Source organism: Meiothermus sp. (assembly GCF_026004075.1).
In the GTDB taxonomy this organism is placed as follows: domain Bacteria; phylum Deinococcota; class Deinococci; order Deinococcales; family Thermaceae; genus Meiothermus.
Genome location: NZ_BPIK01000001.1, coordinates 2,204,655 through 2,221,030, shown reverse-complemented (window position 1 = coordinate 2,221,030; position 16,376 = coordinate 2,204,655). Strand labels below are relative to the sequence as shown.

Sequence of the window (16,376 nt, the reverse complement as noted above, 5' to 3'; positions counted from 1 at the left end):
GTCAGCCCCCCTACTCAGCCCCGCCAGCCCCGGCGGGGTTTTCCAACTCGTCTAGACGGCCCTCGAGCAGGGCCAGTACCACGCGGCGGGGAAACAAGTACCTTTTGCCCAACTTCACGCCATACCGACGCGCAACGGCATACAGGACATCACGCCCTACCCGGTCATAGCCAATGAGCCTGTGAACCTCAGAAAGAGTCGAAAGATGCGGGATGTTTTCCATACATCCCGCATGGTGCAGCGGTCATGGCTCTCTTGGATAGAACAACTGCTTGATGACTAAATGTTCACCCCTAGATGCTTGGCCAAACGCTTTACCGCCATCCTCACAGCGGTGTAATCCTCTTTGAGCTCCAACTTCTCGGCTATTTGCTTGTAGCTCAACCCCTCGAGCCGCAACGCCAGCCACGCAAAGTGCTCAGGGTTGTATTTGATCCGCGCTTCCACCCATCCCGCTTGCTTGTAAGCGTCTTCTACAGCTTGCATGTAAGACTCGAGCCAGGCAATAGCCTTCGCTTTCCACAGATGCGGGGGCATCCGGGTAGGGTCGTATTCGGGAAAAGGCTCCCAGTGCCAGGTCAGGCGCACTGTGAACGGTGTTTGATACTGCCAGTCCCAACCTAAAGGCACATACCCGTGGGGGTCAGCGCGGTATTCCTCAGCCCAATCGCGCAACTCCTCGGGCAGCCCGCAGTGCTCGAGCCAGGCATCCACACCTTGTTCCCTCAGGTAAGCCATGCAGGTTGGGGCAAGCTCGAGCAGGGATGTCCACAGTTCCCACAGGTAGCGGCGCTTCAGGTAGTCCTCTTGCTCAGGGTGGGTAAACAACTCGGCCACGCTGTCCCTCCAGTCCGTGGCCGGTAGAATAGGGGAGCCGCGCAAAGGCCCCCTGGTTCCGGCCAGGGGTTTTGTTCATCCTACCATCTCGCATGTAACCGCAAGAAAGGGCCAGAGAACGCACAAAATAGCCCTACGGTTTTACGGTTTATTTACGGTTTATGGAACCAAAAACAGCCGAATACAACCTAACCCCTTCGTTTGATATTTCCGATAAGGACGGGATTGTCCGAAAGCAAGCGGAAGTAGCCGTAGGACTGGAAGGCAACTTTTAATCGGTTGGTCACAGGTTCGAGTCCTGTGCGGTCCACCACAGAGCCCCTGGCGAAAACCGGGGGCTTATCTTTACGAAAGGGCGACCCTGTGCTACCCTTATGAACGGTCTTTTGGTGGGTCTATCCCCACAGACCCAAGACTCCAGCGGCCCCATCGTCTAGTGGCCTAGGACGCCGCCCTCTCACGGCGGTAACAGGGGTTCGAATCCCCTTGGGGTCACCACACGGGCGACTAACTCAGTTGGTAGAGTGCATCCCTTACAAGGATGAAGTCGGGGGTTCGAGTCCCTCGTCGCCCACCACGTCCAGGACGAGAAACCCCCTTTATGCAAAGAGTGCATAAGGGGGGTTTTTGGTGCAACCAGGGTGCCATTGTTTGACTGGCTAAAGAATTGCTCAACGCTAAAGTTAAGTTTTGCTGATGTGAACTTCATGGCTGGGGGCTGCTCCTTTCCTACCCTTGAACCAGGAGGAGCGAGATGAAGCGACTGATTGCAACAAGCCTGCTGGGCCTGATGGCCTATGCCACGCCGGTACTGAGCCCCCAAGGGATCATCGTCAACCCGGTTCCCACCGACCTCGAGGTGCAGACCTGGGTAGACCGCGACCCCGCGGGCCTGGGCAATGCGACCTACTTCTTTGGCGACAAAATCAGGATTTACACCCGCGTCAACCAGAACGCCTATGTCTACCTGTTCAACATCAACGCCGATGGGCAGATTGACCTGATTCTGCCCAATGCCTACAACCCTGGAAACTATTTGCGGGCGAGGGAGACCTATAGCTTTCCGGAACCCGGGGCGCGCTACGAGTTCACCATCAGCGGGCCCGCAGGAATAGATCAGGTGTTGGCAGTAGCAAGCCGCCAGCCGCTCTCGCTCGCGCAGATTGCCGATATTCGCAGCGGGCAGATGCGGGTGCAGGGGGCTGGCAACCTGGCCAGGGCGCTCTCGATTGTGGTCACCCCACTGCCCGACCGCGACTGGGTGAGCGATGCGGTGCGCTACAACGTACAGCCCCGCCAGGCGGCCAACCCGCAGCCCGTGGTGCCCAGGCCGCCCATCTACTTCATCTCACCCATGCCGGGGTACTGGGTGAACTGGGAAGACCGCGACGACACCGAGTACAGCGTGGCCTATCGCGGCGGCGATGTGGAGCAAATTTTCAGCTACTACCACCGCGACCTGACCTCCAAAGGCTGGGTGAAGGTGAGCTTCAAGTCCAAAGGGGGCAAGAAGAACCTGGCCTACGAGGCGGAGTACCGCCGGGGTGGGGATAAACTCGAGGTCAAAGTAGCCCCCCGTGGCACCGAGATGATTGTCAAGCTGGAGTGGGGTAGATAAGTCGCGTCCACAGTCCCCACATTTGGCCCCCGCTGGAGGCGCGGGGGCTTTGCTTTTATAATTGCTCTATGCGCCCCTGGCTGGATATTCCAACCAAACAACTGCGCTTTGCCAGGGCGATTATTGCGGCGGGTAAATAAAACCTCTTTCGTCCTCGTACAGTCGCGAGGCTGTACGGGTTTTGTCTTTTGAGCCCCCGACCCCTGGCCCTCAATTCCAAACGCTATAAGGAGCAAGCATGAACAACCTCGAGGTTCACCCCGACATCGCCCAGGCTTCCACCCTTTCGGCCCGCTTCTACCAAGACCCCCAGGTATACGAAGCGGTAAAAGAAAAGGTGTTTGCCCGAAGCTGGCAGTGGGTGGGCGATACCGACGACCTGAAGGCCCCCGGCACGGTCAAGCCCTTTACCTTGCTGGAAGGCTGTCTGGACGAGCCGCTGGTGCTAACCCGCGACCACCAGGACCAACTGCACCTGCTCTCCAACGTCTGCACCCACCGGGGGATGCTGGTGGCCGAGACCGGCGACAACGCCCGCTACCTGCGCTGCCGCTACCACGGGCGGCGGTTTGGGCTGGATGGCTGCTTTCAGGCCATGCCGGAGTTCGAGGGGGTAGCGGGGTTCCCCAGCCCCAAGGACGACCTGCCCAAGGTGGCCTTCGAGACCTGGGGCCAGGGGAAGTTTTTGTTTGCCAGCCTGAACCCGCCGGTTTCGCTGCAAGAGGTGCTGCGCTCTGTGCAGGAGCGGGTAGGCTGGCTGCCCTTTCGGGAGTTTTACTTCGAGCCCTCCCGCGCCCGCGACTACCTGGTGCGGGCCAACTGGGCGCTGTATTGCGACAACTACCTGGAAGGCTTCCACATCCCCTACATCCACGCCTCGCTCAATAGCGTCATTGATTACGGCAGCTACACCACCGAGGTCTACGACTGGTGCAACCTACAGCTCGGGGTGGCGGCCCCCGGCGAGCCCTGCTTCGACCTGCCCAAAGACTCACCCGACTACGGCCAGCGCATTGCGGCCTACTACTACTGGGTTTTCCCCAACCTGATGCTGAACTTCTACCCCTGGGGCCTCTCGGTTAATGTGGTGCGCCCGCTGGGGCCCGAGCTTACCAAAGTCTCGTTTTTGCCCTATGTGTGGGATGCCAGCAAGCTGGAGGCCGGGGCTGGGGCGGCCCTCGACCGGGTGGAGCGCGAAGACGAGGTGGTGGTGGAGGCGGTGCAGAAGGGGGTTAAGTCGCGCTTCTACGACCGGGGCCGCTTTAGCGTCAAGCGGGAGCAGGGGGTGCACCATTTTCACCGGTTGCTGGCGCGGGCCCTAGGGTAGTTCGGGCTGCCCTGTTATGATGGGGCAGCGTTTGGAGGAACCATGAAGCGACTGTTTGCTGTGCTAATTTTGGCGATTGGAATGGCCTTTGCTCAGGCTCCGGCCTACCCCGAGAACACCGTAGGGGTGGGGTTTGGGATTGGGCGTGGGCTGGTGGTACAGGGCAGCACGGGCCTGCCTTTCAGTCCGCTGGGGATCGACACCGGGTTGGATATGGAGGTAATTGTGCCCACCAGCTTTGATGCGCTGGAGGTGTGGGCGCTTTTGAAGGCCAATCTGCTGCCGGCCCTCACGGTGGCCGATCTTTCGCTATCGGCGGGCCTGGGGCTAGACCTGAGCTTTAACACGGTGGGCAGCATTTTTGGCCTCCATCTGGGGCCGGTGGCCAGCCTCGAGATTCCCGGTGGGGCCATCTCGGGCTACGTGGGGCTGGGTATTGAAGGAGGGTTTAACCTGGCTTATGGCTTGGGTGGGCGGCTCTACCTTGACCCGGTGGCCCTCGAGGTGGGCATCTCCGATCGCTACCCCTTCAAAGTCGCGTTGCTCTACCTTTGGTAGCAAAAGCTAGCAGGCCGTATTTCATACCGGAGTTGGCTGGATCGCCACCATGCGCTGACGGATTGCCCAAAAGTATGGGTACGGCCTCAATACCGCCGTTTGCGCTGGGGCAGTAGAAGCAACAAGACCCCCACTACCACGCACGCATCGGCCAAGTTCCAGATAGGGAAGCTATCCAGAACAGATATACCCGTACGGTTAATATCCACATAATCCACTACCCAGCCATGACCCAGGCGGTCGATGGCATTACCCAAAGCCCCCGCCGCAATAAGCGATAGCGCAAGCTGGCTGAGGCGCGAGGTTCGGCGCTGATTCAGGCTGAGGTAGGCGAGTATGCCGATGCCTACCGCCAGGCTGACCCAGACCAGAATGCGAGCGCCGCCCTGGAAAATTCCAAAGGCCGCGCCGGTGTTTTTGATGAAGGTGGCATCTACAATCCAGAATAAATTGGTCAGGAAGATCGCGCCCACGCCATCATCAAAAATTCGGGGGCCTACCGCCCACAACACCATAAGTTTGATGGTCTGATCGGCGACCAGCAGGGCGGGAACCAGCCAGGTGGCAATGTTCATACCGCTGGGAAGTCTAGCACGGTTGTGTGAGGGTATGCTATACTCGTTGCCGTTGCCCTGAAGCAAGGGGCAGTCCCTTGCGTTGGCAGTTAGGAGTCCTGCGATGTCGAAGATTTGCGAGATTAGCGGCAAGCGCCCCACGGTGGCCTATAGCATCATTACCCGTGGTAAGGCCAAACGGGAAGGTGGGGTGGGTAAGAAGATTACCGGCTACACCAAGCACTGGCAAGAGCCCAACCTGCGCAAAGTAACCGTAACGGTTGCCGGGCAGGCCATCACCTTCCGGGTCGCCAACAGTCACGCCCACAAGGTGTACGAGCTGGTGGAGCGCTCCAAGGGCATGAAGCTCGAGGGCCTCACCGCCAAGCAGATCAAAGCCCGCCTGCTGAGCCTGCTCTAAGCAACCCATTACCAGCAGAGACACAGCCCGCTGTGTCTCTTTATTTTTGGCATAAAATGAGCCCATGCCGATCAAGCCAGGCTGGATTGTGCTCGCTCTGGTGACCCTTCTGGCTTTGTGGCAGAGTGCGCAGCTATCCGGTGCCCGCCGGCAGATTGCGGGGTTGCAGTCGGAAATTGCCAAGCTTAAGCAGAGCCTCGAGCAAGGCCCCGAGGGCTTCACGCTGCCCCTGCCCGGCGCCTGCCTGCCCAAAAGCGATGCCAACCTGCCCGGCGCCCCCCGCGAGTACCGCAAGGGCACCAGCCCCGGCTTTGTGTTTACCAACGGGGACGCCTGCGTGCCGGTGCGCTTTGGCATGGGGGTGGTGGCAGCAGCCGGCGGCGAGGTTGTCAAAGCCGAGACCAGCTACAAAGAGTTGACCCGCGCCGAGTTCGAGGCCCTGATTCGGGCGGTGGCCAAGGGCGCCAGCCCCGAGCAGATGGACAAACTGCGGGGGCGTGAGGTCTGGATTCGCCACCCGGGTGGGTTTACCACGGTATATGCCCACCTCTCCGAGATCGCGCCGGGTCTGAAGGTGGGCAGCAGGGTGCACAAAGGGCAGTGGATTGGACGGGTGGGCAACAGCGGCACCGAGGCGGCCCTGCGCGGTGGTGCTGAAGGCGCGCGGCTCTTGTTTGAGCTGTGGGATGGTGAGCCCGACCGGGACAAATACTTTGGTCAGGGTCTGGCGCCCGAGGCAGTGCGGGCCAGGGCCAAGCTCGAGTTCGGCCTTCCCTGAGGTAGGGTATCTTAATCCCCATGCGCCGCGACCTTGCCGAAATCTGGAAGCTGCTGTGGGTGCGAATTGCAGTTTATGCGATTCTGGCCTACCTAATCCTTCAGCTTTTGGGGGTGGTCTTTGGAGGGGCCAGGGGGGCTCTGGTCACGCTATCTCTGGCTTTTCTTTTTGCCTATCTGACCTCGCCCATCGTGCGGGCTTTGGAAAAACGCAGGATACCGCGGTTTGTGGGGGTGCTCCTGGTATATCTAGGGCTGGGATTTTTTTTGGGGCTGGCCTCGTTCCTGATTGCCGACATGGTGAGTGTGCTGGCTGGCTTTGCGAACGAACTTCCCCGCATTTTAACCCCCCTCCTGGCCTGGGCCGAGGATCTGCCCTCGCGCGTGGGGCAGATTGAGATTCCCCCGGCCCTGGAAGGGGCCTTTGTCCAGGCGGCCCAGGGTTTGCAGACCTTGCTCGAGGGCTTCACCCAGACCCTATTGCAGGGGTTGCGCGCCCTGCTGGCCCAGGGGGGCAATTTGGTGGGGTTCTTTGCTTCTTTGCTGGGGGGTGTGCTCCAGCTCTTTGCGGCCCTCATCATCTCGATTTACCTGCTCTACGACCTGCCGCAAATCTCCAAGACCCTTTTCCAGGCGGTTCCCTTGCCGTACCAGCCCTTTGCCGCTGATATCGCAGCCAAATTGGATAGGGCGGTGGGGGGCTATGTGCGGGGGCAGCTAATGGTGGCGGCTGGGGTGGGCCTGATTGTGACGGTGGGCCTGTGGGTATCTGGGGTGCCGCTGGCGGGATCGCTGGGGTTCCTGGCGGCGGTATTCAACCTGATTCCGTTTGCCGGGGTAATTGTTTCGACGGTTCCGGCGGTGCTCCTGGCCCTCACGGTGGGCTGGCCGCAGGTGGTGGCGGTTCTGGGGGTGGTGGTGGTAGCCAACCAGGTGGAGGCCCATATCCTGAGCCCGCGCATCCTGGGGCAGGCCACCAGCCTGCACCCGGTGAGCGTGATTGGGGCCATTCTGGTGGGCTCGAGCCTCTACGGGCTGGTGGGTGCGCTGGTGGCGGTTCCACTGCTGGCCTTTTTCAAGGTGCTCTATGTGGAGCTTTACTTGAACAGCCGGTTCTACCGCGAGGGATAAAGAGGTATGAGCGCAACGCTGAGCTGGGCCTGGCAGAACCCTTGGATACGGCTAGCGGCATATTTGCTGCTGTTGGGGCTGGTTTTTTGGCTGCTGGGCTGGGTGCTGAATGGTGCGCGTACCGCCATCGGGATTGTTTCGGCAGCGTTTGTGTTTTCGTATCTGGCAAGCCCGGCGGTGCGCTGGTTTGAGCAGCGGCGTCTGACGCGGGCTTTGGGTGTGGTGGTGGTGTTTGTGGGCATGCTCTTTTTCCTGGGGCTGGCTACTGTACTGCTGGCCGGCATGACAACGCAGCTCGCCCGCTTTGTCAACAACCTGCCCAGCCTTTTGGAACCGTTGGTGGGTTGGGCGCGGGGTCTGCCCGATCAGATTGGGCGGATTGATCTACCACCGGTTTTGCTCGAGGCCCTCAACCAGGCCACCCTGAACCTGCAAACCCTGCTGCAAGCCTTCACCCAGACCTTGCTGCGCGGCCTGCAAAGCCTGCTAGCGCAGGGGGGCAACCTGCTGGGTTTTTTTACTGGGCTTTTGGGGGGTGCTTTCCAACTCCTAACGGTCATCACCCTCTCGATCTACCTGCTCTACGACCTGCCCCGTGTGGGGGCGGCGCTGTTCCGTGCGGTTCCGCTGCCCTACCAGCCTAGGGTACACGAGCTTGCCCAAAAGGCCGATGCCGCTTTTGGGGGATATGTGCGGGGCACCCTGCTGGGCGCTTTGTTTAACGGGGTGCTTATCAGCGTGGCCATGTACCTTTCGTTTGGGGCTTTTCAGGGGTTTGGGGTAGGGGTGCTCACCCAGGCCATGTCCCTGGGTTTTCTGGCCTTCATTTTCAGCTTCGTACCGGTGCTGGGGGTGATTATCTCGGCCATACCGGCCCTGCTGCTGGCCCTGCCGCTGGGCTGGCTGGCTTTTGCGGTGGTGGCCCTGGTGCTGTGGGTCTGCAACCAGATTCAAGGGATAGTCTGGCCAATCATCATGGGCCGCACCACCAGCCTGCACCCGGTCACAGGCATTGCCGCAGTACTGATTGGGGCCTCGCTGTTTGGGGTGGCTGGGGCTTTGCTGGTAGTACCGCTGGTGGCTTTTGTCAAAATCCTATACACCGACTATTACCTGAATAGCCGCTTTTACCGAGAAGGCTGATCAAGGCTCTCATCTTCCTAGGGAGTTATACCGAGTTGGGAAGGGTGGGTAGCAAGTCCGTCTCAACCGAGACTAGCACACTAAGAGACTGTCTTAATACCCTCCCTCATGCTATAGTCGCGCATGGAACTCAGAGAAAGCCGCTACCCCAGCGATCTGACCGACCAGGAATGGGCCATACTGGCACCCCTGATGCCCCAGCCCTCCGCCGCCCCCCATCGCCCCCGGGAGCATCCCTGGCGGGAAATCCTGAACGGCATCTTCTACATCACCCGCGCCGGTTGCGCCTGGCGCATGATGCCCTATGACCTGCCCCACTGGAAAACCGTCTATCACTACTTCCGTTTTTTGCAGCTCGTTAGCCGAACCCTAATGCAAAAAGCCAGTAACGTCAAGTTAGCCGATGCTTATTTGAGCTAAGTACAATCAATATTTGCGAAAACAAGGCACGAGAGTCTACTTGTCTGTACGCCTATGGCAGTTTTCGCCGGTCTCCTACCGTGGTTTTATTATTTTCCCTGCTGGGATATGAGGCAAATAGCAGCCTCTGCATCACTTTTCGACTTCCAACCCAGACCTGCGGCGTGGTACCGAAGTGGAATCAGAACTGCTGTTGCCAGGGCTTTGGTGTTCAGATGGTGTCGCTCGAGCGGTCGGTCAGAATTTTGGCTAAAACGGCCCCCACCAGCAGAATCCACATGGTCAGGTAAAACCCAGCCAGGGCCAGCAGAAAGCCCGCAATGGGGCCATAGATCAGCTCGTACTGGGTGCGGGGGAGAAGCAGGGGTAGCCCCAGGCGCACGCCCTCCCAGGCCAGAGCCGCCAGAGTAGCCGCGGCCATAGCGGCCAGCACCCTGGGGGTGGGGACGGGCAGCAGCATATAGGTCAGGAAAAAGAGCAGCAGTGCGCCCAGAATGGGCACCACTACCTCCACCCCGTTGCGCAAAAAGCCTAGCTCAGCGGGCAGGTAGCGCAGCAAAAAGCCCATAACCAGGCCCAGCAGCGCCAGCAGGATCAGGGCCAGCCCCAGCAGCAAGGGGGCCAGCAGGCCCGCAATGCGCCCGCGCAGGACGGCCAGCAACGCCGCCGCCCGCCCAAAAGCCCGCTCCGGGTGGCTGGTTTTGGAGGTAGATGCTTGCGTGGCGGCCAGGTCGGGCCGTGGGCCAACCCCGCCAAAAATGATGCCCAGGGCGTAGGCCAGGGCGGCAAAGAAATTGCTGCTGGCCCACAGCAACACCAGCAGGCTGGCCAGCGTGAGGGGAAAGGCCCCTCGAGTCAGAAAGTTCACCAGGGTCTGGGCCAGGTCGGGTTGGGTAGGGAAGAGCAGCACCACCAGCTCGATGAGCCGCACCAGCACCGCGCTGCGCAGGCCCTCGTTGCCGGAGAGCACAAAGCCAAAGACCCCGGCCAGCAGAATCAGCAGGGGCATTAGGCTGAATAGGGCATAGTAGGCCAGCGCCGCCGCGAAAAACGGGATGTGCGAGCGCGTATATAGCTGGTAAACCTGCCCGATGATGTGCGGCATGGGTGGGAATTGCGTCTGCTCAATACATAATAAATCTGGGTCTGGATGTTGACAGTTAGTCGCGCACCTGCCCGCTGCCCAGGGCCACAAACTTGGTGGTGGTAAGCTCCTTGACCCCCATGGGGCCATACGCGTGGAGCTTGCTGGTGGAGATGCCGATCTCGGCCCCCAGGCCCAACTGAAAGCCATCGTTGAAGCGGGGTGAGGCGTTGACCAGCACCAGCGAGGCGTCCGCCTCCCGCAAAAAGCGCATGGCGTGGGCGTGGTGGTTGGTGCAGATGACCTCGGTGTGGTGGGAGCCGTAGCGGGCGATGTGCTCGAGCGCCTCCTCCAGCGAGTTCACCACCTTCACGGTCAGAATCAGATCCAGATACTCGGTCTGCCAGTCCTCCGGGGTGGCCGGCCTGGCCGGGATGAGGGCGCAGGTGGCCTCGTCGCCGCGCAGCTCCACCCCGGCCTTCTGCATGGCCTGGGCCAGCATGGGCAAAAACACCGGGGCGATGCGCTGGTGCACCAGCACCTTTTCCAGGCTGTTGCAGGTGCTAGGGCGCTGGGTTTTGCCGTTCAGGGCTATCTGCACTGCGCCCCCTGGGTCGGCGCTTTCGTCCACGAACAGGTGATTGACCCCCTCGGCGTGGGCCAGCACCGGCATCCGGGCCTCGCGCTGCACCAGCTCGATGAGTTCCTTGCCGCCCCTGGGGATTATCAGATCCAACAGGCCGGCCAGGTGGCACATCTCCAGGATGGCGCTGCGGTCGGTGGTGGGCACCAGTTGGATGGCTTCCCTGGGCAGCCCGGCTTCCTGCAGGGCGGCTTGCATCAGGCCGACCAGGGCGCGGTTGGAGTGCCAGGCCTCCTTGCCCCCCCGCAGCAGGATGGCGTTCCCGGCCTTGAGGCAGAGGGCGCTGGCCTCCACCGTGGCGTTGGGGCGCGACTCGTAGATGAAGCCAATCACCCCCAAGGGGACGCGCATCCGCCCTACCTGCAGGCCGTTGGGCCGGATCTGCAAGCCTTCAATTTCGCCGACTGGGTCGGGCATCTCGGCGACCTGCTGCAGGCCCGTTCGCAGGTCGCGCAGCACCTTTTCGTCCAGTCGCAGCCGGTCGAGCTTGGCCTTGGAGAGGCCCGCGGCCTGGGCGGCCTCGAGGTCCTGGCGGTTGGCGGCGAAAAGAACCTCTTGCTGGGCCTCGAGCTTCGCTGCTATAGCCAAAAGTGCGGTGTTCTTGGCCCTGGGTGAGGCCACCGACAAAGCCCGTGCGGCGGCCCTGGCCGCCTGGGCGTATGCCTTGAGTTCGGGGGAGGTGACCATGGTCATTCCAACATATCACTCGAGCTCCGAGGCCAGGGCAAAGTAGTCGCGGTGGATGGCCTCGTCGGTGTTTTTGTAGCCCAGCAGGGCCTCGATCTCCCTGGTTTTTCGGCGCTTGATGCGGGTGAGCTCTGCGGCGCTGTAGTTGACCAGGCCCACCCCAATCAGGTTGCCCTGTTCGTCCAGGCACCGCACCGCCTCGCCCACCCCAAACTGCCCGCGCACCTCGAGGATGCCCGCCGGCAGGAGCGAGGCCCCGCCCTGGCGTAAGGCTTTTGCCGCCCCGGCGTCCACCACCACCTCCCCCTGGGGCTTGGGAAGCTGGTACAGCCAGAGCTTACGGCCGCTGTAGCGGCGCTGACCCCCGGCAAACAGCGTGCCCACCGGCGCGCCTTGCAGGGCCTCGGCGATACTCTGGGGCCGGGTTCCGGGCAGCAGCAGGGTGGGAATCCCGGCGGCCTGGGCTTTTTCTGCGGCCAGCAGCTTGCTTTTCATCCCGCCTGTGCCCACCCGGTTGGGGCTGTCGCCCGCCATGCGCAACACCCCGGCATCCACCCGCTCCACGTAGGGGATGGGTTGGGCTTCGGGGTGGGTGCGGGGGTCGGCCTCGTACAGGGCCTCGATGTCGGAGAGCAAGATCAGCAGATCGGCCCCTACCAGCGAGGCAATCAGGGCCGAAAGCTGGTCGTTGTCGCCAAACTTGATCTCCTCCACCATTACCGTGTCGTTCTCGTTGATGATGGGCACGATGCCCCACGCCAAAAGCGTCTCCAGGGTCTGCCGGGCGTTCAGGTAGCGGTGGCGGTGGGCCAGGTCTTCGGCGGTGAGCAAAACCTGGGCCACCTTCAGGTCGTACCAGCTAAAAGCCTGCTCCCACAGGAGCATTAGGGTGGGCTGCCCGACGGCGGCCAGGGCCTGTTTGCCGGGCATGGATTTGGGCTTTTCGGTCAGGCCCAGCTTTTGCATGCCGGTGGCCAGGGCCCCCGAGGAGACCAGCACCACCTCGCGCCCCTCGGCCCGCAGGGCGGCCACCTGGGCGGCAATGGCCAGTTGGTGCTGCCGCCCCTGGGGCCCGCTCAGGACGGCGCTGCCCACCTTGACTACCAGCCGGCGATGGGTTTGGGCGGTGAGGGGAAGACGACCGTGCATAGCCTGGGTTATCGTAACGCTTCTTGGGCCATTTCTCACCCAGGCAGGCCACCCACCCCTCCGTGGCTGCTTGGACTCTCATTCCCTGAGGGTATGCAGCCCATCCCTTCTAGGCCGCACCCCTCCAGCAAGCCTCACTTATACCGCTCGGGGTCATAGTTGAGGAGCAGGTCGTAGAGCGCTTGAACCCCCTCCAAGATGACCGGATGACGCTCACCCCAACGGGCCTTGCCCTCCGGGGAGTCAATGTAGCGCACCAGGTCGCCCACCGCCTCGGTGAAGGCTTTGATGGCCGCATCGCCGTGTTCGTGTAACTCAAGGTTTCTATACCACAGCGAGTTCTCAATAGCCTTGGCAAACTCGGGTAGGGCCTGCACGCTGGGGTGGGTCAGGGCATACTCGCAGATCACGTCGTACATGCCGCCAGCCCCGAACCAACCAGGGCCATTTTCGTACAGAATGATGGTAGCCATGGCTCGATACCCAGGCCCGCCGCGTCCCGCGCTACTTGGTAGGGACGATCAGAACCCTCGGGGGGATAACGCGCGGGCTGGTGGTGCCGAAGAACAAGAAGTTGCCCCCGACATGGAACAGGCCGTAGGCCTTCACCGGCTTGGTTCGTATCCACTGGCCGGATGCCTTGGGTGGGGGGGCATCCTCCAGGGCGGGGAAGAAGTTGAACTCCTCCATAAACTGCCCGATGAAGACGAAGTGCCCCCCCATGTATTCAATCTCTTCGATCGGCCGTGGATCGTCTATCCAGAAGGGCTTCCCGCCCAGCTTGGTCTCGTAGTGGCGGTTGTTGACCCGCAGCTTCTCGAAGCGAATCTCCTCGAACTTCAGAAGCTGCCGGGCCTCGGTGCGCATCCGCGCGGTGGGGCTGTCCGCGGGGTAGAGGATGATCCGGTAGTCTGTCTCCAGCCTATCTAGGTAGCCATCGGGGAGGACATCAGGCGCGGTGTAATGTCCTCTCGGGGAGGGGTCGTATTTATCGAAGCAACTGGAGCAACTGAAAACGCACATCACCCAGCCGTGCCAGAGGTGCTTTTCCGGGAAGGCCACCTGGAAGAAGAAGGTTTGCTCGTCCCCACACCTTTGGCAGCGCGGCAGCTCCAGCTCGGCCGGCATCCGGGGCACACCACCCCGGAAGGAGATGTCGGCCTCGGTCTGCGGGCGGGTGGGGCCTGGAACCAGTTTGTAGGAGACTTTGGAGGTGGGCAGTTCCATAGTTATATCCTTTGCTACCCTAGATGAATCCAATCTATACACGGTAAGACGATTAAGAAAAGTTTATGGTTGGTACCACAGCAAGACTCAACTATGCGAACGATCTTCAACTACAAAATAAAAGGTACAAGAGTGTCGTCTACAATGGCTGCGCAAATAGTGAGTTTTGCACCAGAGAACAGGACATAGTTATCTTCTTTCCGGAACCAGGGCTCACCACCCATCGGTGGCATTCGTTGCAGGGGTGCATCGGCGGTTTTTGGGAAGGTGTATCCTCGGGGAATGTGCAGCACTTTCGCCACTTCCAAACCCTGGTAGAAGTAAGCAACATCGTTGGGATCGGCTTCTTGCGAAGGTTGCCCGTATACTACCATTTGCGCTGGGGAGAAGTCGGGTTTCGGCTTTAGCTCGTACTCACAGAACCGAACTCTAGGGGGGATATCATCCCGAAGCACTAGCGAATCGTCGTTATCAAATAGCAAGACCCTGAAGTTGATCTGATAATCCCAGAGACTGGGATTTAGTACTTCCTCGGCTGGATGGGCAGAGCCACGCCCGAGGATGGGTCGGGTTTCCAGACGAGGATAGCTTGTTTGTTCTGATGCACACTCGACGCAGTAGAAAACCGCCACTATTCTGCCCTGAGCAGGGGTACCAGGTGGGAGCTGGAGCTGAAAAAAAAATGTTAATGGTCTGTAGCAGTCCATGCAAAGTGGCCACTGAATGCTGCTAGGGATTATGGGTTTTCCACCACAGAAACTTAGGGTGAAGCCTGTTTGCTCCTTACGCCTAGATTTCAAAACTGCATAGAACCCCATGTAGAACCCTCTCGACACAAGCGAAATCTAGATTGGATAAATAACCTTTTTCAACACAACTTTTTACCGAGGGTTTGAAATTACTTTAGTCGTGCGCACACCGTTAATTGTATAAGAATAAAGGATGTTGGTGGGTCTCCTGGGGTATTGAGTGTCTAGATACTGCAAACTTATCTGGACTGTTATTACAGGTTGGGGACTGCGACCCAATTGCGACTTGAGGAAGTTCTCTATCGCTTCCATTTCTCTATTTGCAGCTCTGGCCAAAGGGACGATGTTGTAGGACAAAATGCCCCCTGGCCCGCCTAGTTGACGCGCCAGAATATGTCCAGCCTCATCTGTAGGCAGACCAATACCTGGATAGCGGACACCAGTAACAGGATCTATCCCTCCACGCACCCAGCGTTGGGTAGTCTGATTAGCTCTTGTGCCGACATAACTATTATCCAAAGTGGCACTAACTAGCTCTGGTCGGTCTAGCTGGTCTACTACAACGTTTCTGGGACAGAAGATAGCAAGTGCCTCAATCGCACTTTGAGAGGCAAACCGACCAACTGGGCAAGAAATTTCGGATATATTGATGTTCTCCAGTCGTTCCCGAAAACTGGCCCTTATGGAGACGTAGTTAACGTTGTCTATGTATAGTGTGTCGAGCCGACTAAGAGCTGCTATGCCATCAATTCCACGTTGATTTTTAACAATCAGTCCAAGTTGGTCATACAATTTGAGGCATACATTATTGAGCGAAAACCCCCCACACCCCCGCGCCCTGGCCAGGTCTACCATTCTGCCGAACCGCTGCCGCAGGCCGTCCACCAGCGCCTGCGGCGAGAGCCGCCCGCGGGTGAACTGGACGAACTGTTCGCGGATGACCAGGGCCACCAGGCCCCCACCCTGCCGGCTGATGGACAGGCTGACGCGGTAGGCGGCCTTGACCCCGGTGGTCACGTCCCCCACCCCGCCGGTGCCCAGGTCTAACGCCAGCCCTGCCGCCGAGAGCACCGCCAGGACGGGGTCTACCTGCCTGCCGGTGGCGGCGTTGTAGAGCTGCTCCAGGCCGTCCACGGCATCGCCCACGATGGGGATGAAGCCCAGGATCAGCCGTGTGATGTCCCCGGTGGTGCTACGGGCACGGGCGCCCTAGCGCCCGCTGCGGCCCCGGCGGCTAGACACCCGAGCCGTTCAGGTCGTTAAGAACAGAGGCTGGGATTTTGGCCAGGGCCTCGCGCAGCCTGCGCATGGCTGCCTGGTGCCGCTCACCGACTTCGGTGCCCTTGTAGAGCCTGTCCCACATCTCCGAGCGGTACTGCTCCCACTCGGCTTGTGTGCCAGGCTGAAAAATCCAAAACAACCCAGGATCTAAGTGCTTACAGTTGAAGATTCCGCTCTCGGGCTGGCAGAAGTCGAATAATTGGCGTGTCCTTTCGCTAAGTGGGTTGCCGAGAACTACTGGTTCCATTAAAGACCAGGGAGGTTCGATGATCGGGCTGGGTTTAGCCATAGCCCATGAATAGGTGGAGGGTGTGGGGTTAAGCTCACCTTCTAGACCTACAAACAATGGCTTAACCGCTCTCACAATCTTAAATAAGAGGGGCAAGCAGGCGTGATCAGCAGGGACAAAATCCTGGTTTTTGCCCATAGAAAACTCAAGGATTGACATCCAGTAGTGCCCGCTCCTAGTGAATTCATATATGCGCTGGGTCCAGGGAGTGAATGAAAGTGTCACTACTTGATCACCTTCACGGAAGGCACACTTTGCCAAATTGGTTTCGCCTAGCTCTTCATCCTCCGGTGTGTCTATGCGTTTGCTGTACTCGGTAACTAGGTCGGCGACGGCAGCTACCGGTTTATTTGGTATGTACCAGTGATGGTCTCCCGAACCCACAATCAACGTCTCGTAAGACAGCAGTTGTTGAAGGCCGTTGACAAGATCAACTCTCTTAGTGAACAGGGCCAAGGAGTAGTCTACGCTCATGGTGAAC

At 59.9% G+C, this 16,376-nt stretch carries 19 protein-coding genes and 2 tRNA genes; 10 read left to right on the top strand and 11 right to left on the bottom strand.

Annotated elements, in window-relative coordinates:
- Positions 1 to 10: 10 nt before the first annotated feature.
- Both Q0X18_RS10720 and Q0X18_RS10715 read right to left on the bottom strand, forming a co-directional pair.
- Entirely contained in the window at positions 11 to 223 is a 213-nt protein-coding gene (locus Q0X18_RS10720; RefSeq protein ID WP_297562149.1) for a hypothetical protein, read from the bottom strand.
- Positions 224 to 279: 56 nt separating this feature from the next.
- Complete coding sequence (locus Q0X18_RS10715) at positions 280 to 837, bottom strand: hypothetical protein (protein ID WP_297562146.1); 558 nt, start codon at positions 835 to 837, stop codon at positions 280 to 282.
- 422 nt (positions 838 to 1,259) lie between these two features.
- Here Q0X18_RS10715 and Q0X18_RS10710 point away from each other — a divergent pair.
- The 5 genes from Q0X18_RS10710 (at position 1,260) to Q0X18_RS10690 (ending at position 4,340) form a co-directional block, all read left to right on the top strand.
- Positions 1,260 to 1,335, top strand: a tRNA-Glu gene (locus tag Q0X18_RS10710).
- A 3-nt stretch (positions 1,336 to 1,338) separates the two neighbouring features.
- Positions 1,339 to 1,414: transfer RNA gene (locus Q0X18_RS10705), tRNA-Val, on the top strand.
- A gap of 177 nt (positions 1,415 to 1,591) precedes the next feature.
- Positions 1,592 to 2,455, top strand: coding sequence for a DUF4384 domain-containing protein (locus Q0X18_RS16180; RefSeq protein ID WP_374707513.1), 864 nt, complete (start codon positions 1,592 to 1,594; stop codon positions 2,453 to 2,455).
- 238 nt (positions 2,456 to 2,693) lie between these two features.
- A complete protein-coding gene (locus Q0X18_RS10695) occupies positions 2,694 to 3,782 on the top strand; it encodes an aromatic ring-hydroxylating dioxygenase subunit alpha (RefSeq protein ID WP_297562144.1) in 1,089 nt (362 codons plus the stop codon).
- 42 nt (positions 3,783 to 3,824) lie between these two features.
- A complete protein-coding gene (locus tag Q0X18_RS10690; RefSeq protein ID WP_297562141.1) occupies positions 3,825 to 4,340 on the top strand; it encodes a bioflim formation protein in 516 nt (171 codons plus the stop codon).
- An 86-nt stretch (positions 4,341 to 4,426) separates the two neighbouring features.
- Here Q0X18_RS10690 and lspA read toward each other — a convergent pair whose 3' ends face one another.
- Positions 4,427 to 4,915: a signal peptidase II gene (lspA, locus tag Q0X18_RS10685; RefSeq protein ID WP_297562138.1), complete on the bottom strand. Its 489-nt coding sequence runs from the start codon at positions 4,913 to 4,915 to the stop codon at positions 4,427 to 4,429.
- 103 nt (positions 4,916 to 5,018) lie between these two features.
- Between lspA and Q0X18_RS10680 the strand changes: the two genes are divergently transcribed.
- The 5 genes from Q0X18_RS10680 to Q0X18_RS10660 all read left to right on the top strand — a co-directional run bounded on the left by Q0X18_RS10680 (position 5,019) and on the right by Q0X18_RS10660 (position 8,786).
- Positions 5,019 to 5,315 (top strand): L28 family ribosomal protein, encoded by a 297-nt coding sequence (locus Q0X18_RS10680; RefSeq protein WP_297562135.1) that lies wholly within the window; start codon positions 5,019 to 5,021, stop codon positions 5,313 to 5,315.
- 64 nt (positions 5,316 to 5,379) lie between these two features.
- On the top strand, positions 5,380 to 6,093 hold the full coding sequence (locus Q0X18_RS10675; RefSeq protein WP_297562132.1) for a M23 family metallopeptidase: 714 nt from the start codon (positions 5,380 to 5,382) through the stop codon (positions 6,091 to 6,093).
- Positions 6,094 to 6,113: 20 nt separating this feature from the next.
- A complete protein-coding gene (locus tag Q0X18_RS10670; protein WP_297562130.1) occupies positions 6,114 to 7,223 on the top strand; it encodes an AI-2E family transporter in 1,110 nt (369 codons plus the stop codon).
- 6 nt (positions 7,224 to 7,229) lie between these two features.
- Entirely contained in the window at positions 7,230 to 8,366 is a 1,137-nt protein-coding gene (locus Q0X18_RS10665) for an AI-2E family transporter (RefSeq protein WP_297562128.1), read from the top strand.
- 123 nt (positions 8,367 to 8,489) lie between these two features.
- Positions 8,490 to 8,786, top strand: coding sequence for a transposase (locus Q0X18_RS10660; RefSeq protein ID WP_297562126.1), 297 nt, complete (start codon positions 8,490 to 8,492; stop codon positions 8,784 to 8,786).
- 211 nt (positions 8,787 to 8,997) lie between these two features.
- Here Q0X18_RS10660 and Q0X18_RS10655 read toward each other — a convergent pair whose 3' ends face one another.
- The 8 genes from Q0X18_RS10655 to Q0X18_RS10620 all read right to left on the bottom strand — a co-directional run bounded on the left by Q0X18_RS10655 (position 8,998) and on the right by Q0X18_RS10620 (position 16,369).
- Positions 8,998 to 9,891 (bottom strand): YhjD/YihY/BrkB family envelope integrity protein, encoded by an 894-nt coding sequence (locus Q0X18_RS10655; RefSeq protein WP_297562122.1) that lies wholly within the window; start codon positions 9,889 to 9,891, stop codon positions 8,998 to 9,000.
- A gap of 55 nt (positions 9,892 to 9,946) precedes the next feature.
- Positions 9,947 to 11,200 carry a glutamate-5-semialdehyde dehydrogenase gene (locus tag Q0X18_RS10650; RefSeq protein WP_297562119.1) on the bottom strand — a complete coding sequence of 418 codons (1,254 nt, stop codon included), beginning with the start codon at positions 11,198 to 11,200 and terminating at the stop codon, positions 9,947 to 9,949.
- 15 nt (positions 11,201 to 11,215) lie between these two features.
- Positions 11,216 to 12,349 (bottom strand): glutamate 5-kinase, encoded by a 1,134-nt coding sequence (gene proB, locus Q0X18_RS10645; RefSeq protein ID WP_297562117.1) that lies wholly within the window; start codon positions 12,347 to 12,349, stop codon positions 11,216 to 11,218.
- Between the two features lie 134 nt (positions 12,350 to 12,483).
- Positions 12,484 to 12,822, bottom strand: a complete 339-nt coding sequence (locus tag Q0X18_RS10640) for a hypothetical protein (protein ID WP_297562115.1) — start codon at positions 12,820 to 12,822, stop codon at positions 12,484 to 12,486.
- Positions 12,823 to 12,853: 31 nt separating this feature from the next.
- Complete coding sequence (locus tag Q0X18_RS10635) at positions 12,854 to 13,576, bottom strand: hypothetical protein (protein ID WP_297562113.1); 723 nt, start codon at positions 13,574 to 13,576, stop codon at positions 12,854 to 12,856.
- A gap of 110 nt (positions 13,577 to 13,686) precedes the next feature.
- Complete coding sequence (locus tag Q0X18_RS10630; RefSeq protein WP_297562110.1) at positions 13,687 to 14,208, bottom strand: hypothetical protein; 522 nt, start codon at positions 14,206 to 14,208, stop codon at positions 13,687 to 13,689.
- A 249-nt stretch (positions 14,209 to 14,457) separates the two neighbouring features.
- The gene (locus Q0X18_RS10625) at positions 14,458 to 15,471 is read right to left on the bottom strand and encodes a DNA/RNA non-specific endonuclease (protein WP_297562108.1); all 1,014 of its coding nucleotides are present in this window, start codon (positions 15,469 to 15,471) and stop codon (positions 14,458 to 14,460) included.
- A gap of 88 nt (positions 15,472 to 15,559) precedes the next feature.
- A complete protein-coding gene (locus Q0X18_RS10620; protein WP_297562106.1) occupies positions 15,560 to 16,369 on the bottom strand; it encodes a hypothetical protein in 810 nt (269 codons plus the stop codon).
- Positions 16,370 to 16,376 lie beyond the last annotated feature (7 nt).